Origin of the sequence: Blastopirellula marina (assembly GCF_002967715.1) — a bacterium.
Taxonomy (GTDB): Bacteria; Planctomycetota; Planctomycetia; order Pirellulales; family Pirellulaceae; genus Bremerella; species Bremerella marina_B.
On the sequence record NZ_PUIA01000017.1, the window covers coordinates 114,814 to 141,321 of the forward strand.

Annotated in this window: 21 protein-coding genes; 14 read left to right on the top strand and 7 right to left on the bottom strand. The window is 54.9% G+C overall.

Annotated elements, in window-relative coordinates; translation table 11 throughout:
* Positions 1–13: 13 nt before the first annotated feature.
* The 4 genes from C5Y96_RS06415 to C5Y96_RS06430 form a co-directional block, all read right to left on the bottom strand.
* The gene (locus C5Y96_RS06415; RefSeq protein WP_105351096.1) at positions 14–514 is read right to left on the bottom strand and encodes a magnesium-dependent phosphatase-1; all 501 of its coding nucleotides are present in this window, start codon (positions 512–514) and stop codon (positions 14–16) included.
* A gap of 181 nt (positions 515–695) precedes the next feature.
* Positions 696–1,148, bottom strand: a complete 453-nt coding sequence (locus C5Y96_RS06420; protein WP_105351099.1) for a carboxypeptidase regulatory-like domain-containing protein — start codon at positions 1,146–1,148, stop codon at positions 696–698.
* Positions 1,149–1,264: 116 nt separating this feature from the next.
* Complete coding sequence (locus tag C5Y96_RS06425) at positions 1,265–2,263, bottom strand: DUF1559 domain-containing protein (protein ID WP_105351101.1); 999 nt, start codon at positions 2,261–2,263, stop codon at positions 1,265–1,267.
* 398 nt (positions 2,264–2,661) lie between these two features.
* Positions 2,662–3,183 carry a hypothetical protein gene (locus tag C5Y96_RS06430; protein WP_105351103.1) on the bottom strand — a complete coding sequence of 174 codons (522 nt, stop codon included), beginning with the start codon at positions 3,181–3,183 and terminating at the stop codon, positions 2,662–2,664.
* A 312-nt stretch (positions 3,184–3,495) separates the two neighbouring features.
* Between C5Y96_RS06430 and C5Y96_RS06435 the strand changes: the two genes are divergently transcribed.
* Both C5Y96_RS06435 and C5Y96_RS06440 read left to right on the top strand, forming a co-directional pair.
* Positions 3,496–5,505 (top strand): tetratricopeptide repeat protein, encoded by a 2,010-nt coding sequence (locus tag C5Y96_RS06435; protein ID WP_146115542.1) that lies wholly within the window; start codon positions 3,496–3,498, stop codon positions 5,503–5,505.
* Positions 5,506–5,579: 74 nt separating this feature from the next.
* Positions 5,580–6,365, top strand: coding sequence for a hypothetical protein (locus tag C5Y96_RS06440; RefSeq protein WP_105351109.1), 786 nt, complete (start codon positions 5,580–5,582; stop codon positions 6,363–6,365).
* A 241-nt stretch (positions 6,366–6,606) separates the two neighbouring features.
* Here C5Y96_RS06440 and C5Y96_RS06445 read toward each other — a convergent pair whose 3' ends face one another.
* Positions 6,607–8,529, bottom strand: a complete 1,923-nt coding sequence (locus tag C5Y96_RS06445) for a P-loop NTPase fold protein (protein WP_158261117.1) — start codon at positions 8,527–8,529, stop codon at positions 6,607–6,609.
* Between the two features lie 139 nt (positions 8,530–8,668).
* Here C5Y96_RS06445 and C5Y96_RS06450 point away from each other — a divergent pair, with 139 nt between their 5' ends.
* From C5Y96_RS06450 to C5Y96_RS06505, 12 genes are all read left to right on the top strand, one after another.
* Complete coding sequence (locus tag C5Y96_RS06450) at positions 8,669–9,358, top strand: hypothetical protein (RefSeq protein WP_105351114.1); 690 nt, start codon at positions 8,669–8,671, stop codon at positions 9,356–9,358.
* Between the two features lie 91 nt (positions 9,359–9,449).
* Complete coding sequence (locus tag C5Y96_RS06455) at positions 9,450–11,792, top strand: VIT domain-containing protein (protein WP_105351116.1); 2,343 nt, start codon at positions 9,450–9,452, stop codon at positions 11,790–11,792.
* Between the two features lie 374 nt (positions 11,793–12,166).
* Positions 12,167–13,360, top strand: coding sequence for a poly-gamma-glutamate synthase PgsB (pgsB, locus tag C5Y96_RS06460; RefSeq protein ID WP_105351118.1), 1,194 nt, complete (start codon positions 12,167–12,169; stop codon positions 13,358–13,360).
* Positions 13,357–13,848, top strand: a complete 492-nt coding sequence (gene pgsC, locus C5Y96_RS06465; RefSeq protein ID WP_105351120.1) for a poly-gamma-glutamate biosynthesis protein PgsC — start codon at positions 13,357–13,359, stop codon at positions 13,846–13,848. Before pgsB ends, pgsC begins: the two co-directional genes overlap by 4 nt.
* A complete protein-coding gene (gene pgsW / locus C5Y96_RS06470; RefSeq protein ID WP_158261118.1) occupies positions 13,845–14,987 on the top strand; it encodes a poly-gamma-glutamate system protein in 1,143 nt (380 codons plus the stop codon). Before pgsC ends, pgsW begins: the two co-directional genes overlap by 4 nt.
* A 95-nt stretch (positions 14,988–15,082) precedes the next feature.
* Positions 15,083–15,739, top strand: coding sequence for a DUF6580 family putative transport protein (locus C5Y96_RS06475; protein ID WP_105351125.1), 657 nt, complete (start codon positions 15,083–15,085; stop codon positions 15,737–15,739).
* 101 nt (positions 15,740–15,840) lie between these two features.
* On the top strand, positions 15,841–17,217 hold the full coding sequence (locus tag C5Y96_RS06480; RefSeq protein WP_105351128.1) for a TrkH family potassium uptake protein: 1,377 nt from the start codon (positions 15,841–15,843) through the stop codon (positions 17,215–17,217).
* A 5-nt stretch (positions 17,218–17,222) separates the two neighbouring features.
* The gene (locus tag C5Y96_RS06485; RefSeq protein WP_105351130.1) at positions 17,223–17,888 is read left to right on the top strand and encodes a potassium channel family protein; all 666 of its coding nucleotides are present in this window, start codon (positions 17,223–17,225) and stop codon (positions 17,886–17,888) included.
* 407 nt (positions 17,889–18,295) lie between these two features.
* Positions 18,296–19,777, top strand: coding sequence for a glycogen synthase GlgA (gene glgA / locus C5Y96_RS06490; RefSeq protein ID WP_105351133.1), 1,482 nt, complete (start codon positions 18,296–18,298; stop codon positions 19,775–19,777).
* Between the two features lie 30 nt (positions 19,778–19,807).
* The gene (locus C5Y96_RS06495; RefSeq protein WP_105351135.1) at positions 19,808–20,827 is read left to right on the top strand and encodes a DUF4921 family protein; all 1,020 of its coding nucleotides are present in this window, start codon (positions 19,808–19,810) and stop codon (positions 20,825–20,827) included.
* A 164-nt stretch (positions 20,828–20,991) separates the two neighbouring features.
* On the top strand, positions 20,992–23,166 hold the full coding sequence (locus tag C5Y96_RS06500) for an alpha-amylase/4-alpha-glucanotransferase domain-containing protein (protein WP_105351137.1): 2,175 nt from the start codon (positions 20,992–20,994) through the stop codon (positions 23,164–23,166).
* 238 nt (positions 23,167–23,404) lie between these two features.
* Positions 23,405–24,607: a TlpA family protein disulfide reductase gene (locus C5Y96_RS06505; protein ID WP_105351139.1), complete on the top strand. Its 1,203-nt coding sequence runs from the start codon at positions 23,405–23,407 to the stop codon at positions 24,605–24,607.
* Positions 24,608–24,659: 52 nt separating this feature from the next.
* Here C5Y96_RS06505 and C5Y96_RS06510 read toward each other — a convergent pair whose 3' ends face one another.
* Together C5Y96_RS06510 and C5Y96_RS06515 are read right to left on the bottom strand one after the other, a co-directional pair.
* Positions 24,660–24,932, bottom strand: coding sequence for a hypothetical protein (locus C5Y96_RS06510; protein WP_105351142.1), 273 nt, complete (start codon positions 24,930–24,932; stop codon positions 24,660–24,662).
* Between the two features lie 69 nt (positions 24,933–25,001).
* Positions 25,002–26,435 carry a DUF1501 domain-containing protein gene (locus C5Y96_RS06515; protein WP_233198841.1) on the bottom strand — a complete coding sequence of 478 codons (1,434 nt, stop codon included), beginning with the start codon at positions 26,433–26,435 and terminating at the stop codon, positions 25,002–25,004.
* Positions 26,436–26,508: the final 73 nt, after the last annotated feature.

Sequence of the window (26,508 nt, forward strand, 5' to 3'; positions counted from 1 at the left end):
TTACCTTGACAATCTAACCTCGATGAGGATTCTGTCTGTCGGCGAATTCATTCAGGCTCGAATGGAACAGATCGGCCGTCATACCGTCACGCACGTAGATGCTCGTCACCCCTAGTCCACCCACTTCGTGAATGTTGCGCATCTCATCATCGAAGAAGAGCATCTCCTCGTAGGCAAAACCACTATCTTTCTGCAGTGCAGCGAAGTGCCGCAGCTTCGAGGACGGATAGATCTCGGCGAAGGCGAATCGATGTGTGATGTCCAAGTGACTGAGTAACTCGCGTGCCCAAGTGGGCTTCTCGGTGCGGGAAGCCAACGCAAGAGTGATAGCGTGATCGTCGCAGTGCGCGAGGATCTCATGCACGTCATCGTACAGCCGCACGAGCCGACCTGTACGATCTTCAATCCGCTTTCCGTTCACGCGGAACGGAGGACTCAAACAGTCGCACCAGGTCCCCCCACAGTCCCACAGGGTGAAGTCGAGATCAAACACAATCAAGCGGGGAATAGACACCGGTCAAATCTCCGAAGGGGAAAACGCTCGGTGCCGTTTTACCAAACCGCTGAGCCCTGATTCCAGTGGGCACCATATGCGTGAAGATTTGCCACGCGGGATGCAATGAAAAAGGACAGAGCTCCTCCTTCAACAAGGATAAGCCCTGCCCTCGTGCTGGTTCGATGGGGGCGGTGCAGTCTTATTGCGGTGGCGGCGGGTACTTGTCTTTGTCCGCTTCGACAGCGAAATCGAACGTATTATCGCCTGGCTTGACCTCGACCGATATCTCTTGTCCGCGACTGTACTTCGGCGGCAGACGCTCAGCCACGCCTGGGTTCACCACGCGTTTGTTATCGTCGAGTTCAGGCGCAACGTAGGTGGTGATTCGTACGTTGTTGACGCCTACCTTGGCACCCTTCACACCTGGGGTGTAGTTGAGTTCGTAGGTGCCATCACTCTGGGTGACAGCGATGGCCGAACGTCCTCCTTCCGCAGGCGCGAACGTGACTACCGCGTCTTGGACAGGACTTCCGTTGATGGTCAACGTTCCCGTCACGTGACCATGCTCGCTACTGCCACCCATACAGCCCACGGTGGCCAGCAGCAGTGAAAACGCGAACGCAGCCTGGCTGCGGTTGATGGTCTTACTCATAGGAGTTACCTCGATTCAAGCAGATGCGATGGGGGCGATGCGAACGGCGAACCTTGCGTGGCGCGCGTTGCCGACCGCGCAGGTTGTCTCCCAAAAACCCAAACCGATACCGGCGATTAGAAGTTGCTCAGCGGCACGCCGTCGTTGCGTTGAAGTAGGTTCTCGAACGTGCTGTTGGCGGCATCGTCGGTGTTGTGATCTATCGTCTCAGCGATAAAACGAACCGAGCCATCCCCCAACACGAAATTAGCACCCCCTGGGTGATTCGAGGCGAAGCCTTGGCGATGCCCATTGGAAGCACCAGTGGTCGAGTTGATCGGCAGCAAACCACTACCCGCGACGTAGAAGAACCCGGTCGTCGTGGCTCCACTACCGGAACCGTCGTTGTTTCCGGCGTGGCCATAAACGACCCCACTACCAATCAGTTCTCCCCCCAGAGTATAGCAGCGTTCGCCTACGAAAATCGTATTCGACAAACCGTCGGTCACGCTGGCGAAGGTAATTGGCGCATCGTACCGCGTCCAAACAAACGTACCGTCACACTTGTCGCGCGTGATTTGGTCGGCATCGTTGGCAACCAGATAGTCGGAGCGAGCCAGGTAGGTCGTGCCGTTGCCGCTGTTGTAAGGAATCGGCTTCGATTCGTTCAGCTCTGGCCCAGCCGTCGAGGGGCACATGAACGCGTCGACCGGTTGCTGCATGATCGCCAGCAGCGTCGCGTTGGTCACCGCATTGTGCAGAATGTTTTTGGGGGAAGTGTTGTTGTACGGCCAGTAGCTGTTCTTGTCGTTGCCATAGGACGGATTCAAAGCATCGTAGTTGTTGCTCAACTCTAAAAACGGCATCAGGTCGACGGCCCAGCCCCAGTTACCGTGGGTATCCTCAGTCCCGTAGTCTTCTGTACTCATGGGGACGATTTTCTTGTAGGTATCGTGGAAGTTGTGCATCGCGATGCCAATCTGTTTCAGATTGTTGGTGCACTGCATTCGCCGAGCGGCTTCGCGAGCCTGCTGCACGGCCGGTAACAACAGGGCAATCAGCACACCGATAATGGCGATCACCACCAAGAGCTCCACGAGAGTAAAACCACGTTTCCGAAGCGCGTAACGGAACATCAGAAGAGCCTCCAGCACATATTAGGAAGAGAAGAAAAGGACGAGGTTTGGCTGGTCCGTTCCAATAACCAGCAAGGCATAGAACAGATATCGGCAATGATTCTCTATTTTGTTGAGATAAGAAACCCCCAGTTTAGACGGGATCTCCTTTGTGAATGCTTATTTTCAACTATTGCGGAAAACGAACACCCATAAACAAGCCTTAAGGCATAATAACAAAACACCTCAAATGCTATGGCGAAATGCGCAACATTCCTCAATACACCACAAAACCATATCACCTGAATAGAGTCAATCAATCCACCACCAAGAGCTCCCCCCTTTTGGTAAATTCAAATTGCCGCTTTCTAAGTTTTTTCCGAATGGAAACCAGCAACGTGACTTCGGCTTATCGTGCTTTAGCCGCGTCTGATTTGTTGGCGGCGTTGCTCATAGCGGCTTTTGGCCTGTTCGTAGGCATCGGCACGGTGGTACTGCCAGACGGTACCTCCCACGCCGAGGAACATGGCCACGAAGCCAAACAGCACAAACATCCCACCAGGACTGCCCCCTGGCATCCCGATTCCGATCATTATGATGAACAGCCCGACACCTACCCCAAGAACGCCAGCCAGGACGCTGCCTGCTTTGGATGGCAGGTAAGTCGAACCATCTTTTCGCCGGACTTTGAATCCCTCTTGGGCCTTGTCCCATTCCCGATCAAGAGCCGCCAGCTTTTGCTCGCGATGCAGCACGGCCAGTTTGTCCTCGATCTGGTCCGTCCGCTCGGTCAGCGCATCGAGTTTCTCGGTATAGGCCGCTCCCCCTTCATGCACGACGGCCAACTGTGTCCCGCAGTGCATGCAGGTAACATGCTTCAGGTCGCTTGGCACCTGAAGCGGAGCACCACAGTTGCGGCAGTTAAGGGGAATGAGATTCATCGATAGAGACTCAAGGAACAAGGGAATGAAACTTCCACCCAGGTATTCGTCGCCGAGCCGGAATTATTGCCCCAAGCTGCAAGCGATAACGGATGTCGGATACCAGTAGGGCCCTCTCATATGACAGGCCAGATAAGACTGATATCGATGAAATCATATCGACTGAAATTGCGCGACGCGAACTTCCCAGAAATCAGCCGTCTGTCCGCAGGAGAAAGCCAGGGACGTTTTACTTGCAATCGATGCCCAGCCCCCCTACCCTGGGAGCATTGCCCCCCCTCTTCTTTTTTCTGATTCCATTTGCCACTGACCATGACGAAACGCTTCTGGATTATTGCACCGTTTCTTTCCTTCACTCTTCTTATTGGTCTTATTGGCAGCAACACTCGCCAGGCCTGGGCAGCCAATTGCGAACCGACCGATGGCGAGAATCGGCCTTCGATTGAAGAGCTGGTCGGGCCGCTGGACAAGAATCCGCAAGAGAAAACGCCGGATGAAGTCAAAGCAGAACAAGAGCAAACGGACGCCCAGCGGCGAGAAAAGCAGGTTCGCGAACTTCGCCAGGCCGAGATCGATCGCCTGACGGCCAAATTGCAGACCTCGCTCGACGATCCGAACTTGTGGCTGACACGGGCCAGAATCCGAGCCGAGATCGACCAGCGCGAAGGAGCAATCAGCGACCTGACGCAGTTCATGAAGCGGAAAGGGAAATCGGCCGAACAACTGGCCCAGCGGGGCAAGCTGTATTACAGCCTGAATCAGTTCGACGAAGCCGAAGCGGATTTGAACGAAGCAGTACAGTTGGAACCAGATAACACGGAAATGTTGTACGCGCGAGGCAAGCTGTATATCGATCAATGGAAGACCCAGGAAGCGTACCGTGATTTCTCGAAGGTCATTGCCATAGAGCCTCGCCACAAGATGGCCCGCTTTAACCGTGGCTATTTGCTGATGGGCGTGAAAGGGTCTTACGGAAATTATCGCCAAGCCCTCGAGGATTTGAAAATCGTGGTCGACATCGATCCCGACTGGGTTCTAGCCCGCTATCACTACGTGCGAGTGCTGCACTCCCTTGGTAAGAGCGAGGAGGTCATTCGCCACGCAACCTTCGTATTGTGGCACGAACCCGACTCCGAGTGCATGTATTCATATCGAAGTGCGGCTTATCGATTTCTCGACAAGTTCGACCTGGCCTTGAGCGACGCGACCAAGTACATGGAATTCAACCCTCGCGCGGAATCGCGAATCGGTATGAGAGCGGCGATCTACACGCGGATGGGCGAGCACGAAAAGGCGATTGACGACTGGAAGACCTACCTGAAAATCAAACCCAACAGCGTTGACGGGTATGACAACCTGATCGAGTCGTACAAGGCGCTCAAGCGCTACGACGATGCGCTGGCTGTCTACGACAAGGTCATGGAACTCGAGCCCAACAACTCCGACTGGCCACGTTTCCGCGGGATGCTGAAAGGGGACGTCGGCGACTTCCAAGGAGCGCTCGCCGACCTGACAACCTCCATCGAAATGGGTGGCAACAACTACGACAATCGGGCCAACATCTACGACGATATGGGAGAATACGCCAAGGCCTGGGCGGATCGTGTCTATCAGACGTACGCCGTAAAAGCATTCGTAGGTAAAACAATAGAGTACGAACAGGAACTGGCTGACGAAGAAAAAGTGCTTGCCGCCCTTGTCGAGCAGCAAATCAACCTGCTGCAAACAGGCAAGCGACTAACGCGAAGCAAATCGCTCTGGCCGCACAACAAGCATTCGGCCTGGGGAGGGTATTGGCTCCGCGGGCTCACCTCGCTGGTCACCAGCGATAATGCTGAGACGCAGAAGCTTGGCGTCCAAGGCTTTCGCGATTTTGTCGATAACTTGCGGGCCTGCCCCCTCCCACCGGAAGAGACCCAGACCGCAGTCGATGCGTTAAACAAGCTTGCTGCGGGTGATCAACCCGAGCCAATCAAGAAAGAGGCCAGCATCCTGGCCAAAGACCTGGCCGTATTGCAGGTCGCCAACGACCCTCAAACCGAAGCCTGGCAGCCAGGTAGCTTGTACTTCAAAACGTTTACGATTGAGAAGGATGAACAAGGTCGTTCCACCGAGTTCCGACAATTCGACATGGGGTGGCTTGAACGCAAGAAAGGAAGCGGCGAGAATCGCTTCCGCGAAATTCGCCGCACGCCCCAGTTCATCGAAATGTATGCCCTCGATCGAGCCCTTTGGGTCCGCCTGGAAGTCGATCAGGCCAAGTGGTCTTTCGATCGCGAGAATTGGAAGCTGATCGGCAAGGGAGAGATTACTCAGCGGTAGGCGTTATTACCGATAGCAAGTCAGTGGGAACACTCGCCTCCTCCTCTTCTCTTCGATCTCATTTGCAACTGACTATGACAAAACGAATCTGGACGAGCACGTCGTCTCTTGCGCTGGGACTGTTGGTTGGAATATCCATTCACGTTGGCATCACCGCCGAGAGGGCTTGGGCCGATGATTTCCCCAATCAGTACGCAGAGAACGTCGTCGACGAAGAAGAACAACTGATCAACCACATCGAGCAGCAACTCGTCCAGTTGCAAAACGGCAAGAGACTAACTGGGGATCAAACATTCCGGCCGCATGAAAAACATCCGGCCTGGGGACGATATTGGCTCGAAGGGCTAACCTCGCTGGTCACCAGTAACGATGTCGAGACGCAGAAGCTAGGCGTGCGAGGCTTTCGCCAGTTCGTCGACAACATGCAGGACAACCCAATCCCACCAGCGGAAACCAAGATCGCCGTCGACGCCATCAAGAAGTTCGCAGGGGGCGATCACCCCAACTCCCTCAAGTTCGAAGCCAACACGCTGGCCCAAGGGCTCGGAGTGCTTCAGGTTGCCAACGACCCGAAAACGAAAGCCCGTCCACCAGGCAGCTTACCGTTCGAGCAGTTCGTCATCGAGAACGACCAGCGAGGGCGACGCCGCGAGTTCAACCACACCGGACTCGACTGGACCCAGCGCATCACCGGCGACAACATCTACCGCTTCCGCGAAACCCGTCGCACGCCCCAGTACATCGAGATGTACGACCTGACGCGCGGAATCTGGATGCGTCTGGAACCCGACCAAGCCAAACGCTCTTTCGATTACGAAGAGTGGGAGTTTATTGCGAAGGGGGAGTTTACTCGGGGGTAGGTGTTGGTACCGATGGCAGGTAATCGTCCATAGCAATTGACCGCCACTATAGTGGCTGCCTGTTGCCGTCTGGCATCGACAAGAGCCAAATCAACAAGAAAAAGACTCAAACACCGTACCGGGGACAACGTCCTCAGTGGCAAGACGATCTTCATTTTTTCTCACACCAAATTGCCAACGACATGGCATTCGAAAATTCGCGAACTCCCAAAAACCAACCAAATATTAAGGCAATGAGTAATCATCTACCCATATCGAATAGGTCCACCCCCGCCTCGAATGCAGCGGAGTCATTATCAAAACCAATGTACAAACCAACACAATTCCCTTGAAGGTCCGCTATACACTCATCATCTACATCATCATTTATGACGCCGACCATTCGAATATTCATCAACGAGCAGTCATCTACGACCTTCTTCACAAGTTCCCAATTCTCATCTCTTGCTAACTCTCGGTCAACGATCAACACCATGCCAAACTCATGAACAGGACGTCCCTTTCTCTTTGCTTTGATCTGCTCAATTATAACACTGACCCTCTCCGCAAATTCTTTGCGAGATTCATACTTCCTATCCAACTCAAACTTCATTCCGTAAGTTGAACAACCTCGCCGATGTAAGTAGGCGTCGATCTCCTTGGCTTGACTTATGTTGCTGGACGAACACAAGATCATTACATGTTGCCTGCCACTCACGCGAACGGAAGGCGTGCGTGATTCTTGGGAAATTAGTTCTCCCGTTGTCCGGAACTCGCATACGCTTAGGATATCTCCGAGAAACTTATCCTTCAGAAGGCAGCGATAACTTGCGTACTTAACCCACAGCTCCGCATACTCCCTTTCACCGGGAATCCCTTGCTCCACGAATTCCTCACGATCGGCAACATCAAGCGAGTCAGACGACGACTGAAAATTCTCTTCCGTCAAACCTTTCGGGAACGCCGGATTCGACACAATTACAGACCAGGCATGTAGGAATTCGTTACCGTCACTTCTCGATAGCAACCGACCTTCCCCGTTCTTGGTAAGTTGCAGCCTTATGAAATGCCGCTGCAGCCCCTCCTCGAAGGTCAATGAATCCTCACCTTCACCCATGTCAAAAATTGTCCAACCGCGAGCAGCAATCATCGCCGCATTAATCACCCTTTTTACCTCACGCGGACTATCGCCTGAAAACTGCACAAAGCATTTGCTGAATATGTTTTTTGCATCCGATGAAACATGCTCCTTGTAAGCCGAAAACCGCTCGAGCAACTCACTAAGAAAGTTTTCGATGTCATGTTGCATTCTGAAAAGATTGACATCAACCTGGAACATTTTAGCCAAGTATTCTCGGGCCTTTTCTTCTCCGACCCCTTGAGTGTCGTAATGCCTTACGACTACCGACTCAACAACCGACCGATCAAGACCAACAACAAATATCAGGCCAGGAATATTGAGGTAAAGCTTTATCGCTTCCAAGACTTCAAGCGTAACCTCAGGAAGACAACGGTCTAGATCATCGACAAATAAAACGATTCGCTCATTGTTAGCAAGACTCTCTCTAACCCAGTTCGTGAGCATCTGCTCGAAACGATTGAGCAAAGCACGCTCGGGATGATTCAAGTCTTGATAATCTTCCAATATCTTTTCGAGCGGCTGACATGCTGCTTCACCCTCGAATACACCCGTTGGATCCTTTGCCTTGACTTTCAGCGTTGAGAGTGCACGTACAAACGACCTTCCCAGAAAGGCACCAAATCGCTTGACCGCAAAGAACACTCGCTCCGGCGAAGCATGCTCAACATTCATCGTCGCAATGATGACTTCGGCAACTATTCCTCGCCATACGTCATCACGTGTTTGATACTTCCACGGATAAAACCAAACCGGAATTACCTTGGCCTGTCCATTAGGGAGGTTCTCGTTCCAAACACCCAAAAGACCATCGAGCCACTTCATTGCCGATGTCTTGCCTGTTCCCCAGTCTCCGTAAATCCCGATAGACAGCGGCGTCTTGGTGTCGTTACTTCGAATAATGTCGTAGATTGCGCCAAGCTGAAATGGGAAGTTAAAGCGATCTAGCCATTCATGCTCCGCCCCAAGAGGATGATCCGACAGTGCCGTCGTTTGCGGATGCTTCTTCGCAAACTCTTCGAATTTCGATATCTGGTTTTCTGGCATCCAATTTGATCCCTTTCGGTGACTCTTGCAGAATACGCCTATGCTTGCATTCCGATTTTGGTTATAGGATCGTAACCAGATTAATTGCGACATGATACAGTCGGGCGGATATTCTCATTTAGCCAAAATGCTTCCACGGATGGAAACCTCACTTCATAAAGCTCTGAAGGCTCACTATGCCGGCAAGAAGGCCGAGACGGAGGTTCGGTTGGGGCGGTATATCATCGATGCGGTGGCTCGCGGGCAATTGATCGAGGTGCAGTGGTCTGGCCTGGCGGCCATTCGGGATAAGATTCGCGAGCTGTGCGACAACCACAAAGTGCGGGTCGTAAAGCCGATCGTGGCTCGGAAGAAGGTCGTTCGCCGCGATAAGAAAGGGGGCCAGATCGTTTCGGCTCGCTACAGCCCCAAGCGGTGCGATGTGTATAGCGTGTTCGAGGAACTGGTTCACTTCACCAATGTGTTCCCGCACGAGAACCTGACCCTTGAGATTCCGCTGGTCGAAATTGAAGAGATCCGCTACCCCGGGCACGGTAAACGCCGCCGAAAACGCGAGAACGATTTCGTCGTCGAAGATCAAACCCTGACCGAGATCGTCTCGGCCCATCGCTTCCGCAAGGCGTCCGACCTGCTGAAACTGCTGCCGGCTGGCCTGCCGAAGCAGTTCCACACCGGCGACGTAGCGGCTGGCCTGCAGCGACCACGGTGGATCGCCCAGAAGATGGTCTACACGCTGCGAAAGACCGGCGCTTTGGGTATCGTCGGCAAGGAAGGCAATGCGATCCTCTATCAGAAGCAGTCGGCCAAAGCTGGTAAGAAGGCCGCCTAAGAAAAGCTGCCAGTTCTTTAAAACCGGACTGCTGGGAGCTTCGTCTCACTGAAGAACAGGCTATGTACTTCTTCGCTTGGGAGACTCCCCCATGACTCGGACAGCACTTCTCGCAACTTCTTTTCTGACAGTACTTTGTCTCGCATTTTCGGCCAGCATCGCGTCGGCTCAGGGGGTGATCGTGATCCATCACCCGCACCCGCATCCGTTGCCGCGCCCGATTCCAAGGCCGATGCCGACACCCCAGCCTGAGCTTTCGTACAAGATCTCGAAGCTGGAATTGAACGCGAACATTAAAGACCAAGTCGCGCAAGTGCAAGTGGCCCAGGAGTTTACCAACACCGGCAGCCGCCAGATGGAGGTCTCGTTCCTCTTTCCTCTACCGTACGACGGGGCGATCGACAGCCTGACGCTGATGGTCGACGGCAAGGAATTCCCGGCGAAGCTGCTTCCCAAGGATAAGGCCCGCGAGGTTTACGAATCGATCGTTCGCTCGAACAAAGACCCGGCCCTGTTGGAATGGACCGGTACCGGTATGTTCCAGACAAGCGTCTTCCCAGTTCCGGCCGGGGCGAGCCGGGAAGTGAACATCACCTATACGCAGCTGCTAAAGAAGGATGGCCGGCTGACCGACTTCCTCTTCCCACTGTCGACGGCCAAGTACACCGACCGACCGGTCGAGAAGGTCAAGGTTCGCCTGGCCATTGAAGCGAGCCAGAAGCTGAAGAGTATCTACAGCCCCACGCACGAGGTCGACATCCAGCGGAACGGCAACAAGCGGGCCGTCGTCAAGTTCGAGAAAGAGAACTACATCCCCAGCAACGACTTCCGTTTGTTCTTCGAGAGCAACAATCAGAAGCTCTCGGCCAGCGTGCTTAGCTACCGCCCTGACAAGCACGGGGAAGGCTTCTTCCTGATGCTCGCATCGCCACCTCCGCGTGACGACGCGGCAGAAGCGGTGAAGAAGACGGTGCTATTTGTGGTCGATCGCTCTGGCAGTATGAGCGGCGAAAAGATGGACCAGGCACGCGAGGCCGCTAAGTACGTGCTGAACCATTTGAACGAGAAAGACCTGTTCAACATCATCGCCTACGACAGCGATGTCGAGAGCTTCAAGCCGGAACTTCAGAGCGCCGGCAAAGAGAGCATCTCGGAAGCAATTGGCTTTGTCGATGGTTTGTACGCAGGCGGAAGCACGAACATCGACGGCGCGCTATCAGCGGCCATGAAAATGGTGCAAGAGGACGACCGGCCATGCTATATCTTGTTCCTCTCCGACGGTCGCCCAACGCATGGCGAAACGAATGAGATGAAGATTGTCGAGAACGCCAAGAGCCACAACAACTACGATGCGCGGATGATTAACTTCGGAGTTGGCTTCGACGTCAACAGCCGCCTGATGGACCGGCTTTCACGTGAGATCAAAGGACAAAGCCAGTACGTGCGTCCTGATGAAGATTTGGAAGAACACGTCGCTCGGCTGTACCGCAAGATCAACGCCCCGGTGATGACCAACGTGAAGATCAAGTTCGACCTGGAAGAGGGCGGACAGAACTTTGTCAATCGCCTGCTGCCCAAGGAAGTGGTCGATCTGTTTGACGGCGAGCAGTTGGTTCAAGTGGGACGGTACAAGAAGGCAGGCAAGGCCAAGATCACCATTACTGGGACAGTGAACGGCGAGCAGGAGAAGTTCGACTTCCCAGCAGAATTCGTCAGCGAGAGCAACGACCAGTCGAACGCATTCGTCGAGAAGCTGTGGGCCATTCGCCGGATCGGTGAGATCATCGACGAGATGGACCTGCACGGCCAGAACGACGAGTTGATGACGGAACTGGTGAAGCTTTCCACCGATCACGGTATCTTGACGCCATACACCAGCTTCCTGGCTGACGAGAACCAATCGGTCCGAGAGCTGGCCGACGCTCGCTTCGGCGGAGCGAACAGCCTGAGCCGGTTGCGAGCCGAAACCGAGAAGCTGGCCGAAACGTCGGGACGGTCCGCGTTCCTGCAGCGCGGCTTCAAGCAGCGATTCCAGAACGCTCAGAATGCTCCGGCGGCGGAGTCTGCCCCTGCTTTAAAGGCGGCAGCAGACCAAGCAAGTTCGGCCAGCGGACTGGCAACTGGTGCCGGTGGTTATGGAGGCCTGGGCATGGCCGTTCAGGATACGGAAACGGATGAATACAAGGTGGTCGATTCGGTTCGGAACGTCGGCAACAAGACCCTCTTCTTCCGCGAAAATATGTGGATGGACGAAGAGTCAGCGGTCAAGCTGACCAGGAACAAGTCTGAGATCGTCGAGATCAAGCGGTTCAGCAAAGAGTACTTCGACCTGGTGGCCAAGAACACCAAGGAGGAGAACCAGGTGCTATCACAGCAGCGGGCCAACGAGACACTGATGGTCTGGCTGCGGGGGAAGAACTACCTGATCAAATAATCTTCGGTTAACAATTTCAAAAAAACCGAGCAAGAGCCCCAGGTGGTGAACCATCTGGGGCTCTTCGCGTAGGAAGCGTTCCTGCGGAAGGTCACATTGTTGGTTATTTTTCAGGCCAGGGAGATTTCCTCCAGTTGACGCCTACGAAAAACGATACATACTTCCGAAATCGACAGCGGACTGTATTTCTAAGAGGGCTTCTCCCCTCCCCCAAATCAGTCCGGTTCAGGCGCGTTTCAGGCGGAACGGGTCGATCGTTCTCGCGGTGATTTCCAGCACACACCAGTGCTTAGTGGTAGGGCGGTCCTCGGGATGCCCCTTATCGCGAACCGTGACTCTCCGAGGACCTTTAGGCACCCCATCGCCTAGGCCCCATGGCAACGATTGTTCTATTGATCACCACCGGTCTATTGATCGGGTACGGGATCTGGGAGCTGTACCGACATCGGCAGAAGCTCGCCAAGATCCCCATTCGCGTGCACGTGAACGGCACCCGCGGCAAGTCAAGCGTGGCCCGACTGATAGCGGCCGGCCTGCGTGCTTCCGGCATGCGAACATGCTGCAAAACAACCGGCACGCTTCCCCGGATGATTGTTCCCAGTGGGACCGAGTACCCGGTGTTTCGCCCCTCGAAGGCCAACGTCATCGAACAGGTCCGCATTGTCGACATGGCCGTCGAATTTGAAGCAGAGGCCTTGGTCATCGAGTGCATGGCCCTGCGTCCCAACTTGCAGTGGCTGTGCGAAAACAAGCTGGTGCGGGCAACCCACGGCGTGATTACCAACGCTCGCGAAGACCACCTCGACGTGATGGGGCCGACCGAAAAGGACGTGGCCTGGGCGCTGGCTGGCATGGTGCCGGTAAAAACCAAGCTGTTCACCGCCGAGCGCGACCACCTGGATGTCTTCGCCCACGCCAGCAAAGACCGCGGCACGCAGTTGATCGCCATCACCGAACAAGATGTCGAACAGATCACTCCGCTGGACCTGGCCGGCTTCATGTATGTGGAACATGCCGAGAACGTGGCACTGGCCCTGCGTGTATGTGCCGACCTGGGTGTCGACCGGGCAACGGCGCTGCGGGGTATGTGGGAAGCCAAGCCAGATCCAGGCGCGATGACCGCCCACGAGATGGACTTCTTCGGTCGCAAGATCCACTTCGTCAACGGTTTTGCCGCAAACGATCCAGAGTCGACCGAACGTATCTGGAAGATGGCTCTGGAACGCTATCCGGAAGTGGAACGTCGCGTGATGGTGGTCAACTGCCGCCAAGACCGGCCAGACCGCTCGCAGCAATTAGGGCAGTCGGTCACCAAGTGGCCGCCGGCTGACTTTTACGTGCTGATCGGTACCGGGACGTATATCTTCGCCAAAACAGCCACCGAAGCGGGTATCGATCCGCTGAAGCTGGTGTTCGCCGAAGACCTGCCGGCACCTGACATTTTCGAGACCCTCTTGGAATACTCAGGCAAGACATCGCTGATCATGGGGATCGCAAACATTGGTGGCGTCGGCCTCGACGTCGTTCGCTACTTCGCAAATCGCAGTACACAGAAGACTTTTAAATGACGGGGATTATTACAGTTGCGATCGGGGTTGGCCTGGCGGTCAGCCTCATATTTTCCGAGCTCTTCGGACTGGCCGCCGGTGGTATGGTGGTGCCAGGCTACTTTGCGTTGTTCTTGGATCAGCCAGTGAATGTCAGCATGACGGTCGTCGCCGCGCTGCTGACGTTCTTCCTGATTCACCTGCTATCTAACATCGTCATCGTGTACGGCAAACGCCGCACGGTGCTGATGATTCTGGTTGGCTTTTTGGTGCGTTCGCTATTCGATGCCCTGCCGGTCTGGGCCCTCGCTCCGCTGCAAGCGCTGCAAGTGCAACAGCCGCTGGAAGCGGCCGAGCCTGTCCAGGTGATCGGCTATATCATCCCCGGCCTGATCGCCATCTGGCTCGATCGGCAAGGGGTGGTGGAAACGCTAAGCGCCCTGTTCATTGCTTCGACCGCGATTCGTTTGATCCTTATTCTCGCTTTCGGTACGGAACTCCATCTGTGAAGAAGATTTACTGGCGTCCTAAAACAGTTTCCCGTACGGCTCTCACGCTGATCGCTTCGGTCGCCGTGGCCGGGCTGGCGATCGTCGAGAATGTCCGCGTCGAACGCAAGACACGCTACTACGAAGAAAAGCTGGCTGCCACCGAACTGGCTGCCCGCGGCATGGAAAAGCTGTATCTGACCCGCGTTGAACTGGGATACGCGATCGATCCGACGCTCGACCCAGGCCGCAGCGGTATGGTGGGGCTAACCAACTCGCCGGTGACCAGCATGGTGGGCGACTTGCCATCCAAGCTGGCTTCGGCCAACCCGAACTTTGCGGCGATCTTCGTCGACATGCTCAAAGAGACCGGCGTCCAAGAAGGAGACGTCGTGGCTGTGGGCATTAGCGGCTCGTTCCCCGCGCTGAACCTCTGCATGTTTGCTGCCCTGGAAACCGTGGGAGCAAAACCGATCGTGATCGCATCTGGTAGTAGTTCGCAGTGGGGTGCCAACATCCCCGAACTGCTGTGGATCGACATGGAGCGAATCCTGCACGAAGAAGGGATTATCAAGACTCGAAGCGTCGCAGCTTCGCTCGGCGGCGACAACGATCGCGGTCTAGGGCTGCCAGATAATGGTATCGAGATCATTCGCAAGTCGATCGAAAGGAACAAACTGCCGCTGATCGAGAAGCGAGTGAAGGATAGTGCCGACGAACGGATGAAGCTTTACCGCGAATACGCCGCCCAAAAGCCAATCACTTGCTACATCAACATCGGCGGTGGGGTTGTCTCGACTGGGCGTGCGCTCGGCAAGGAATCGTTCCTGACTGGTGTCAACCTATTGCCACCTCCCAATATCGACCAGCTTGACGGCGTAGCCCCCCGATTCATCAAGGAAGGGGTTCCGGTCATTCACATCGTCAACGCTGCAAAGATTGCCGAGCAGAATGGCTTGCCTGTACCGCCAACCACCTTTCCCGAAATTGGCGCAGGGCCGGTCTTTATCGTAAACGACTATAACCGCGTCCTGACGGCAATTTTATTGGTGCTGATCGTAGGTGGGCTCTACGGCTTTATTCGCTCGGACATCGGTTTTCGGCTGTTGCGAGTCGCTTCCCCCAAGAAGACCAGCGGCCCACCTGAGCCGATGGTGTAAGCCAACAGGCGTAGCGAGGTTGACGTTAAGGGGGTTTGTTGTTGATACTTAGGGGATTGAAGTTCCCCCTAAGTTGACGACCCAAGAGTTGCGGCATGTCTCAGGCCACCCAATCTCCTGCGAAGCAAACCCACCATCTGCGAATCTGGCTCGTGGTGGGTGCCTGCTTGATTTACTGTGTCCTGCTGCGGGTACTCCCCTACGCTTTGACGGCTATCGGGGCCCAGAATGACTGGTTCTCGCAGAACTTCCCCTGGTCGCTAACCCCGATCCTGGCAGTGGGCATGTTCGCAGGGGCGTTATTTACTAATCGCTACGCAGCGGCCGGCCTTTTGTTGGCAGCTTTAATTGCCAGTGACGTTGGAATCTGGCTGGCTTCCGGGCACATCGACTGGGCGTTCTATCCAGGAACTCCCTTCAACTACCTTTGCCTGCTGGGTACGATCCTGTTGGGTTACGTATTGCGAAACGATCGCAGCTGGATCAAACCGATTGGCATGGGCGTGCTGGCCAGTGTGGCTTATTTCCTGGTCTCGAATTTCGGCAGTTGGTTGACGCTGGCAGAATACACCAAGGACGTCAGCGGCCTGATCCAATGTTATGTCAGTGCCTTACCGTTCTTTCGCAATCTTCTGGCTGGAACGTGCCTGGGGAGCGTTGTGCTGTTTTGCCCGCTGCTTTTGAATGCGGTTGCTCCGATCCAAGAGCAAGGCGGCCAGCTCGAGCAGACCGGCTCTTCCACGACAAGGTAAGAGACCACCACGCAAGTTGACGACGGATAGGTGTTGCTGCATAAAGAGAGCACCCACTTCCACTTTGTCGGGCTGAACTGTTTTTCAACGGCACCGCTGCCATGGCTCAACTGACCGGCTCGATCGTCAAATACCCAGCGCGAAACCTGGTCGTTTGGTACCTGGGATTAATCGCCGCTGGAACCTTTGTGCTGACATTGTCGATGTCGCGCGGATCCGGTGCCGAATCGATCACTCTGATCGATGCCATCTTCACGGCGACCAGTGCCAGTTGCGTGACAGGCCTGGCCGTTCGCTCTACCCCGCACGATTTCAGCTTCATCGGGCAATTGGCAATTTTGTTTTTGATCCAGGTCGGCGGAATCGGGATCATGACGATCACTACCTTCACGATGTTCAACCTGGGTAACAGACCAAGCCTCCGAGCTCGGGCAATTCTCACCGAAACGCTCGGAGCGAGTGACGGTGCCGACCTGAGATGGATTCTGCAGCACGTTTTGATTGTCACGGCTGTCAGCGAAGGGATCGGCTTTGTGATCCTATTGGCACGAAATCTGTTTCTATACGATCCCGGCAAGGCCGCTTGGCACGCCCTGTTTCATTCGATTTCAGCGTTCTGCAATGCAGGTTTCGCGCTGCATGATGACAGCCTGGTGAGTTTCCAAGGTGACGTCGTCGTCAACGTCACGATCTCGGCACTGATTATCGTCGGTGGAATTGGTTTTCCGGTTCTGTTGGACCTGAACAAGAACTGGCGGCGAGGACCCGTCGAAGGTTGGATAAACCTGCATATTCACTCCAAGTTCATGCTCTTTGGAACGGCGTTCCTTCTGCTGGCCGGGTTCTTCGGCTTTTTGCTGTTAGAGTGGGACGGGATTCTGTACGAGATGCCGTTGGGCAAGAAGCTTCTTGTCTCGGCCTTTCACTCGGTTACATGCCGGACGGCTGGCTTCAATACCATTGATCTAGCTTCCCTTACCAACGCGACGCTCTTCATCTCGATGATGCTGATGCTGATTGGTGCCGGCTCCTGTTCAACCGGGGGTGGCTTCAAGGTCTCAACCGTGATGGTCATGGCTCTTCATGCATGGAAAACCTTTCATGGTGCCAGCCGCATCAACGTTGCCCGCCGCACAATTCCTGGGGAAGTAATTCAAGCCGCCACGGCCACTGCGCTATTGTTCTCGGTCGTGGCCATCGCAGCGCTGACGTTGCTGTTGGTCATCGAGCAGTCTGGCACGCCCCACCCCAAGAGCCAGGGGCTGTTTCTCGATGCGGCTTTCGAGGTGGTTTCAGCACTGGGAACGGTCGGCTTATCGACCGGCTTTACCGGAACCCTCTCGAACATGGGAAAGATGATTATTATCGTTTTGATGTTCCTAGGGCGTATCGGACCGATCTCGGTGTTCGCGGCTCTATCAATGACCGAGCGGAAAACGCTTGTCGAATACCCTAAAGAAGAACCTTTGATAGGATAAGCCGTATGGCAGCTGTAAAGCACTTTTATGTCCTGGGTCTCGGCACGTTTGGTGGAGCATTGGCTCGGCAGCTGAACAAGAACGGCTGCCGCGTGACCGGTATCGATAGCCATCGCGAGCATGTCGAGGATATCAAAGACGAACTCTACGAAGCGATCATCGCTGACGCGACCGACTTCGATACCCTGCAGCATCTCAACTTGAAAGACGCCAACGGGGTATTCATCAGCATGGGCGAGGACATCAGTCCTTCCCTTCTGGCAACCCTGCACGTGAAGGAGCTAGGTGCCAAGCGGATCATCGTCAAAGGGGTAAGCAAAGATCACGGCAAGTTGCTGAAGAGCCTGGGTGTGGAGCGGGTAATTTTTCCGGAAGCAGAAATCGCCGCTACGCTGGCCGACCGCGTAACCTGGCCCAACATCATCGACTTTCTGCCAATCGACCCGGAATACAGTTTCATGGAAGTGGCCGTCCCCGATGATATGGTCGGCAAATCATTGATGCAGCTGAATCTTCGTCAGCAGTTCGGTGTGTGGGTTGTGGGCATCAAGGATTCGATGACGGGTAAACTGGAAATGTTCCCCGATGGTGCTTACTCGCTCGGCTGCGATCAACTCATCCTGGTGGTCGGAAAGCAATCTTCGCTCGAGCAATTACGCAATAAGACGTAATATCTTCGTGTTGGCTCGCGGCAATTTAGCGAATTGCCGCTCTGGAACTGGGCATGTAGAATAGAGGTTCTGGACGTACGTAAGTAGTGCGGCCATAACTACTAAACGCATATCTTTATGTGAATATTCGCTTGCCTCTCCCCCACCCGAATGGTAGGCATCACCTCCCTTCGGTCTCCTTCCCAAATTTTTTTAATTGACAGTTCTGGCTGTTGTGGGAAAGCAAATTCCCCCAATGCGTCTTAATAATGGAGCCTGCGCCCCAATCGCCAAGAGAGCCTAATCGCCATAATCAACGAAAACCTCCTTTTTTCACAAGCCTATCCCTTTGGCAGTTTTCGTGTGTTATTATTTGACGCAACCTCGCTGTTAACCGGAAGATAGCCACGCCACGGAGCCGAGCCCCCTTGAACGTTCTTTTTGCCAGCAGTGAGGTCTATCCATTTGCCAAAACCGGGGGTCTGGCGGATGTAGGCGGTGCATTGCCAATAGCATTGCAAGGCATGGTCGACAACGTCACCGTGATCCTGCCGGCATTCCGCCATATCTATAAGTCCGGGCTACCCATCGAAGAGCTACCGATTTACTTCGACGTCCCTGTCGGAGGCCAAATCGCCTCGGGCCAGCTCCTGAAGTCCTATTTGCCCAATTCAGATGTTCCGATCTACTTTGTCAAGAATGACGAGTATTTCGATCGGCCTGAGCTGTACCGTGAAGCAGGCACCGACTACCAAGACAACTGCGAACGATTCGTCTTCTTCTGCCGCAGCGTACTGGAAGCGATTCGTTTACTCGATCTGAAGATCGATCTTCTGCACTGCAACGATTGGCAAACCGGCCTGATTCCCGCTTACTTGAATATCGAGTACCGAGCCACGCACGGCTACGAAGATATCGCCAGTGTGCTGACCATTCATAACATGGCCTACCAGGGCAACTTCTGGCACTGGGACATGCTGCTGACAGGGCTCGACTGGAAATACTTCAACATGCATCAGATGGAGTTCTACGGCCATCTGAACTTCCTGAAGACCGGTATCGTGTTCGCCGACGCGATCACGACCGTCAGCCCACGATATGCCGAAGAGATTCAATCGCAGCCCATGGGCTGTGGCCTGGAAGGTGCCTTGCGAGAACGCCGCTCGGTGCTTGAGGGGATTGTCAACGGCGTCGACTACACCCGCTGGAACCCAGCAACCGACGACGACATCGCCTCGCAGTACGACGTTAGCAATTGGCAGAAGAACAAGCCACTGTGCAAAGAAGCACTGCAGAGAGAATTCCACCTGCCTACCAATCCCAAGGCACCTGTCATTGGCATGGTGGGTCGTATGGCCGATCAAAAAGGCTTTGACCTGGTCGCCAAGGTGATTCGCGATCGTGCCAAGTCATGCGATTGCCAGTGGGTGATCCTGGGAACTGGCGAACCGCATCACGAAGCGATGCTGAAAGAACTGAGCGCGTTGTACCCGAACAAGATCGGTGTCAAAGTCGAGTTCTGCGAAGGGAAAGCTCGCCGCGTGGAAGCCGGGGCTGACATGTTCCTGATGCCCAGCTTGTACGAGCCATGCGGACTCAATCAGCTTTACAGCCTGAAGTACGGCACCGTTCCCGTCGTTCGCGAGACCGGTGGCTTGGCCGACACGATCACAAATATGTCGCCAGCAACGCTTGAATCAGGCACAGCCAACGGCTTCAGTTTCCGCGAGTACACCGCCGAGGCGTTGCAGGATATCCTGGAAATCGCCATTACTACGTATCGAGAACAGCCTGAAACCTGGAAGCAGATCGTAGAGACCGGTATGGCACAAGACTGGTCCTGGGATCGCAGTGCTCAGCAATACATTGAACTCTATCAGAAAACGATCGAAGCACGCCGTAACGGTTAGTGCTGATCCCTCGCCGACAAGGATGTCGCCGTGAGTCCTAATTCTGGAAATGAGCTCCGCAGAGACCCGCTGCTTGGGTTTCAAGTCGTTGTCGCTGAAGGACGCGAGAGCCGCCCCCAACAGTGGAAATCGACCATACCGGCCCCATCGGCCATGCGTTGCCCTTTCTGTGGTGGTCACGAAGATGCCACCCCGCACGAACGGCTAGTTCTGCCACAAAATCTCCATCGCCAGCACGACAAACAGCCGTGGGAAGTCCGGGTACTGCCGAACATCTATCCTTCCCTCTCCCCTCACTTTCCTGATAGTGCCCCGCCAGTGGCCAGCCCCTTCTTCGAGTCAGTCGCGGCTAGTGGCATCCAGGAAGTCATCGTCGAGTCCCCTCAGCACGTTCGCTCGTTTGCCCAGCTTCCCGAACAGAACGCGATTCTGACATTCCAAGCCTATCAGATGCGGCTAAATGCGATCCGTGAGGAAGGCCGTTGCCGCTACGTTCAGCTGTTTAAAAACAACGGCCCAGCAGCCGGTGCTTCGCTCGAGCATTCACACAGTCAGCTGATGGCCACACGCTACATTCCGCCGATTATCGAGCAGGAACTGGCGGCCAGCAGCGAATACTTTCAGAGGACGCAACGCTCGTTCTGGAGCGATCTCATTGAGAGTGAACTGGCCGAGGGAAAACGCATTGTGCATGCCGACGACCAGCTGGTCGCGTTCTGTCCCTATGCGTCGCGTATGCCATTCGAAGTCACCATATTGCCGCGTGCAAGCCAGGCTGATTTTGGGCAGGCAAACTCAACGCTATTAGAGCAGCTTGCCTTGTTGTTACGCTCGATCCTGGTGCGAGTGGAAAAGGCATTAAATTTCCCGGCATATAACTACCTGATTCACACGTTGCCGTTTGACACATTCTCGACAGATCACTATCACTGGCATGTAGAGGTTTTGCCGCGCATGACGGTCAGAGCAGGTTTCGAGTGGGGGACGGGTCTATATGTGAACCCACTCTCGCCGGAGAGGGCCGCTCGAATCCTCCGAGAGTCGCTGTGATCGGCAAGGTCCGCACAACCTGAAAGGTCACCGCAGACCTTCGATCAAACCCGATTGGAAAAGCTAGCTAAAGGGTGCCGGATCGGCCGATTCGTCCTGTATCTATCCAGGCGGACTCCGCCGCATAACCTCCCCAACTCCCAGTAACTCCCCCCGAGAAAAACATGAGCAACACGATCCGTCTTTGCTTGGTCCTGCACAATCACCAACCCATCGGCAACTTCGATGGAGTCTTCGAGCAGGCCTATCAGGACAGCTACCTCCCTTTCCTGGACGTGTTTGACTGCTATCCCGATATCAAGATCGGCCTGCACACCAGCGGCCCGTTGATGGAATGGCTCGACGAGCATCACCCTGAATACCTCGATCGCCTAGCCGCTCACGTGAAGAATGGCCGCATCGAAATCATCGGCGGCGTCTTCTACGAAGCCATCCTGCCGATGATTCCGCCACGCGATCGCGTCGGCCAGATCGAAACCTACACCAAGTGGCTGACCGACCGCCTGGGAGCCAAGATCCAAGGCATGTGGATGCCAGAACGTGTGTGGGAACAACCACTTACTTCCGACATCGCCGATGCCGGCATCCAGTACACCATTCTAGACGACTTCCACTTCAAGAACGCCGGCATCCCACAGGAAGATCTCTACGGCTACTACGTGACCGAAGAGTGCGGCAAGCTGCTCAATGTCTTCCCAGGCAGTGAACGACTTCGCTACCTGCTGCCATTCGCCCCGGCCCAAGACACCATCGACTACATGCGATCGATTGCCGATCAGTATCCAGGCTCGGTCCTGGTCTTCGGCGACGACGGCGAAAAGTTCGGTACCTGGCCCGACACCAAAGCTCACGTTTACGATCGCGGCTGGCTGGCTCAGTTCTTCGAACTGCTCACCGCCAACAAAGATTGGCTGCTAACCACTACACTGGCCGAAGCTACCGAAGCGCTACTTCCTGTCGGCAAGACCTACATCCCCGAAGGCAGTTATCGCGAGATGACCGAATGGGCGATGCCAGCTCAGCAGCAAGTCGAGTTCGAGGACATGGTTCACGAACTCGAACACCAAGAACACTGGCCACAAATCAAAAAGTACATCCGTGGTGGCTACTGGCGCAACTTCAAGGTTCGCTATCCTGAAACGGATGAGATGTACTGCCGTGCTCTGGGTATCAGCAACCGCCTGCACGCTGCCGAGCAAAACGGTGGCGATGCCAAGCTGCTGGCTCAGGCCAAAAAGGAACTATACCGCGGTCAGTGCAACTGCAGCTACTGGCACGGTGCGTTCGGCGGAACTTACCTGCCACACCTTCGCAATGCCGTCTACAAGCACTTGATCGCAGCGGATAATTTGCTGGACAAGGCCGAGCACAAGTCTTCCAGTTTCATCGAAGCCGAAGTCGCCGACTTCAATCTCGATGGCCGCAAAGAAGTTCGCCTGGAAGACGACAAACTGGTTGCCCTGATGGCTCCAGCCAACGGTGGTACAATTTACGAACTCGACGTGCGATCGATCTGCCACAACTTGCTGGCGACCTTGTCGCGTCGTCCGGAAGCTTATCACCGCAAGGTGCTCGCCGGTCCTTCGGCCTCAGGCGGTGAAGTCGCTTCGATTCATGATCGCGTGGTCTTCAAGCAGGAAGGCCTTGATAAGATGCTGCAGTACGACAGCTACCAGCGAAAGGCGCTGGTCGATCACTTCTTCGACAACAACGCCTCTCTGGAACAAGTGGCCCTGAACAACGCCATGGAACGCGGCGACTTCGTCGGTTCTCCCTTCGAAGCCAAAGTCCGACGCAATCCTGACCGCATTCAGATTCAAATGTCGCGAACGGGCAACGCCTGGGGAATTCCTCTGAAAATCACCAAGGGCGTCACCATGAACGCCGGCAGCAGCAGCCTGGAAATTGCCTATATGCTGGAAGGCCTGCCGCAGGATCAAGTGCTGCACTTTGCCGTGGAAATGAATCTGGCCGGCCTGCCTGCTGGTGCCGACGATCGTTACTTCCACCAGGCCGACGGCCGCAAGCTGGGTCACCTCGGGTCGCAGCTCGACCTGCACGAAGTGCAAGACCTCGGCGTGAAGGACGAGTGGCTGGGCATCGATTGCCGCTGGAATGCTGATCGTCCGACTAGCCTATGGACGTTCCCCATCTCGACGGTTAGCCAATCGGAAGGCGGTTTCGAAATGGTTCATCAGAGTGTCTGCATGATGCCTCACTGGTGGGTCCAAGGGGATGCCGAAGGCCGCTGGAGTGTGGTCATGCAATTGGACATCGACACGTCGCTTGCGGAAAGCCGCATGCCGCAGGAAGCTCGTGAAAGCGTCAGTGCTGGTTAAGCAGCACGTCGGTCCTGCGTGACCGGCTTCACAATTCGATCGACCAATCATCGGAACTCTCTGTGGTTAACCACAGAGAGTTCTTTTTTTTCGCGAAACTGTTGTAATTTCTCTCCCAAAAGCTCCTCTGCGCAAAACTATTCATCTTCAACTTTCGTACTATGAGTATTCCAATGCGTACGAATTCGCGCATAGCGAAATCCGCAAGAAAAACTCTAAATCACAGGGGAAGTTTACGATGAAATTTGCTTGGAAATTTGCACTTTCCGCGATGCTGGCAGGCGGGCAGATTGCAGCAGGTGCCACACTGTTTGCTAACGAATCGGACACTAAAGTAGCGGCCCCAGCCAAAGCCCTTACCGTCGGTGAAGAGGGGAAAAATACAGACGAAACTAACCCTGAGACGTTTGAGGCCAAGTTTAAAGCGGCCATGGATGTTGCCAGAACTGGTGGCGATGCCAAGCTCCCGACTCCAGATCGATACGCGAAAGCGGTTGAATTGATCGACGAGGCCTGGCAGATGGATCGCACTGCGGATGAAACCAAGCAGGCCATTCGCATGAAGTTCTCTTTGCTGATGGCGATCGGTCGAAACAGTGATGAGCTCAAAGAAAATGCCAAGCAGTACCTTAACGGTTTGCTTCAAGACAACGATCCGGAAGTCGCGTTCCTAGCAGAATCAATGCTCCTGTCGCTTAAGCTAAGCCAACTGAGTTCTCTTCCAGCCGAAGAACAAGCCGCTAAGCTCGATGAACTGCAAGCTGAGATCCTCGAGTCGGAACCAACCGTTCGCACGGCGACGTTGGCCACGAATATCGCCAATGCTATTTCCTACCTCCCAGAAGAGCAGAAAGACACTCAGAAAATCTCGGAATTGGCCAAACACTTCAGCTCAGTTCAAGATGAAGCCGTTCAGGAAGCCGCCAGCCGATTGTTCGGACTCTCGAATCGCTTGAACCTGGTGGGCAAGCCGATCGAAATCAACGGCACCATGCTCGATGGTAAGGACCTGAACTTCCCCGCCGCCTACGAAGGCAAAGTCGTGCTGGTCGATTTCTGGGCAACCTGGTGCGGCCCATGCGTTGCCGAGATTCCGAACATGAAAAAGCTATACGAGGTCTACCACCCGCACGGTTTCGAGATCGTCGGTATCAGTCTGGATAGCGAAAGAGAGCAACTCGACGAGTTTGTTCAAACACGCGAGATCCCCTGGCCCATCGTATGGAACCAGCGTGAAGAAGGTGAAAGCGGCTGGATCGATCCGAACGCTGAGCGCTACGGCATCAGCGGCATCCCGACAATGATCCTCGTGGGAAAAGATGGCAACGTCATCTCCCTCTCGGCTCGTGGGCACAATCTCGGCCAGCTCTTGGCGGAAGCTTATCCCGATGTCGAAGTACCCGCGCAAGAAACCTCAGAACCTGCGGTCGAGTCGAAGTAATCCTCTCGACCTGTTCCATATTGCTATACCGCAGAATCGAAGCGGGTCCGACTCAGGTGCGGACCCGTTTTCTTTTCCAGTTTAGGTAGTTATCCAGTTCAGGATGGGCCGTCAAAAGCTCGACCGTGTTGTAGCGGCGACCGAGTTCTTTCTCATCCGGAATGAGATGATGGATCATCTGGTGACACATCTTGCACACATCGATAGTGTGCTGCATTTGCTGCTTGGAATAACGGCTTTTAAACCATGCCTTACGATGGCAATGTCGCGGGATCAGATGATGCTCGTTAAAAGCTTCATCTCCGCATAATTCGCAGCGAGCCATCGTGGTGGTCCTTCGGTTGAAACGGGCAAAATCAATCCCCGTCAGACACCAACGCTTGCTGAGGGTTCACTAAGAAAGCAACTTGTGAACAACGTTTCCGTGAACGTCGGTCAGCCGGTAATCACGGCCGGCATAACGATAAGTGAGTTTCTTGTGATCGAAGCCCAACGCGTGCAGCATGGTGGCATGCAGGTCATGTACGTGAACCGGATTCTCTTCGGCCTTGAAACCGGTCTCGTCAGTCGATCCGTAAACCTGCCCACCCTTGATCCCACCGCCGGCCAGCCAGCAAGTAAAACCGTAGTGATTATGGTCGCGGCCGTTCACCTTACCCGCGTTGGAGCCAGGCTTAGGCAACTCGACGGTCGGGGTTCGGCCGAACTCGCCACCCCAGAGAATCAAGGTCTCTTCAAACAGCCCCAAACGCTTGAGGTCGGCAATCAATGCACCGATCGCCTTATCGCACTGACCAGCCAGGCGGCGGTGCGACTTCTCAAGGTCGTCGTGGCTGTCCCACGGCTGACCTTGATCGTGGAAGACCTGCACGAAGCGAACGCCGCGTTCGACCAGACGCCGAGCGATGAGGATCTGACGGGCCTGGATACCTTCACCGTAGGCTTCCAACACGTTCTTGGGCTCGCGGGAAACGTCGAACGCATCGGTCGCTTCCATCTGCATGCGATAGGCCAACTCGAACGACTGGACACGCGACTCGAGCGCCGGATCGAACCCGCGCTGCTCGCGATGAGCCTGGTTCATTTGCTGCAACAGGTCGATCTGGCTGCGTTGTTGTTCCAACGACAGCGTCGAGTTCTTCACGTTCTCGATCAGCTTCTCGACTTCGGTATGCCGAGTATCGACGTAGGTTCCCTGGTAAACGCCTGGCAAGAAAGCGGACTGCCAGTTCTGTGTTTGCTTCGTCGGATAGCCGTGGGGACACATCACGATGTAGCCTGGCAGGTTTTGGTTATCCGTTCCCATGCCGTAGGTCAGCCAGCTACCAAACGCTGGACGAACGGCCACCGAAGCACCGCAGTTCATCAGCCCCAGCGAAGGCTCGTGGTTGGGGACTTCAGCCTGCATCGAACGAATGACCGCGATGTCATCGATGTGCTTGGCCGTGTGCTGAAATAGTTCGCTGACCTCGATACCGCTTTCGCCGTACTTCTGAAACTTAAACGGCGATGCCATGGCAGCACCGGTCTTGCGTTCGGTCCGGAGGTTATCGCCTCCTGGCAGCGGCTTGCCATCGTACTTGGTCAGCAGCGGCTTAGGGTCGAACGTATCAACGTGCGACGGACCACCGGTCATGAACAAGTGGATCACGTGCTTTGCCTTGGCCGGAAAGTGCGGCTCCTTAGGGGCGAGCGGGTTTTGGTACGACATCGCCTGAGCTGCCGACTGGGCATCGGCTGCCAGTAGCTTTTCGTCACCCAACAGGCCGGCCAAGCCTAACATACCAAGCCCCGTTCCCATGCGTGAAAGCATATCACGACGGTTCATACAACCTTCAGGGCGATGTGGGTATTGGCTATTCATAGTCTTGTTCCGGTTCTTAATTCACGAAGGGTCAGCG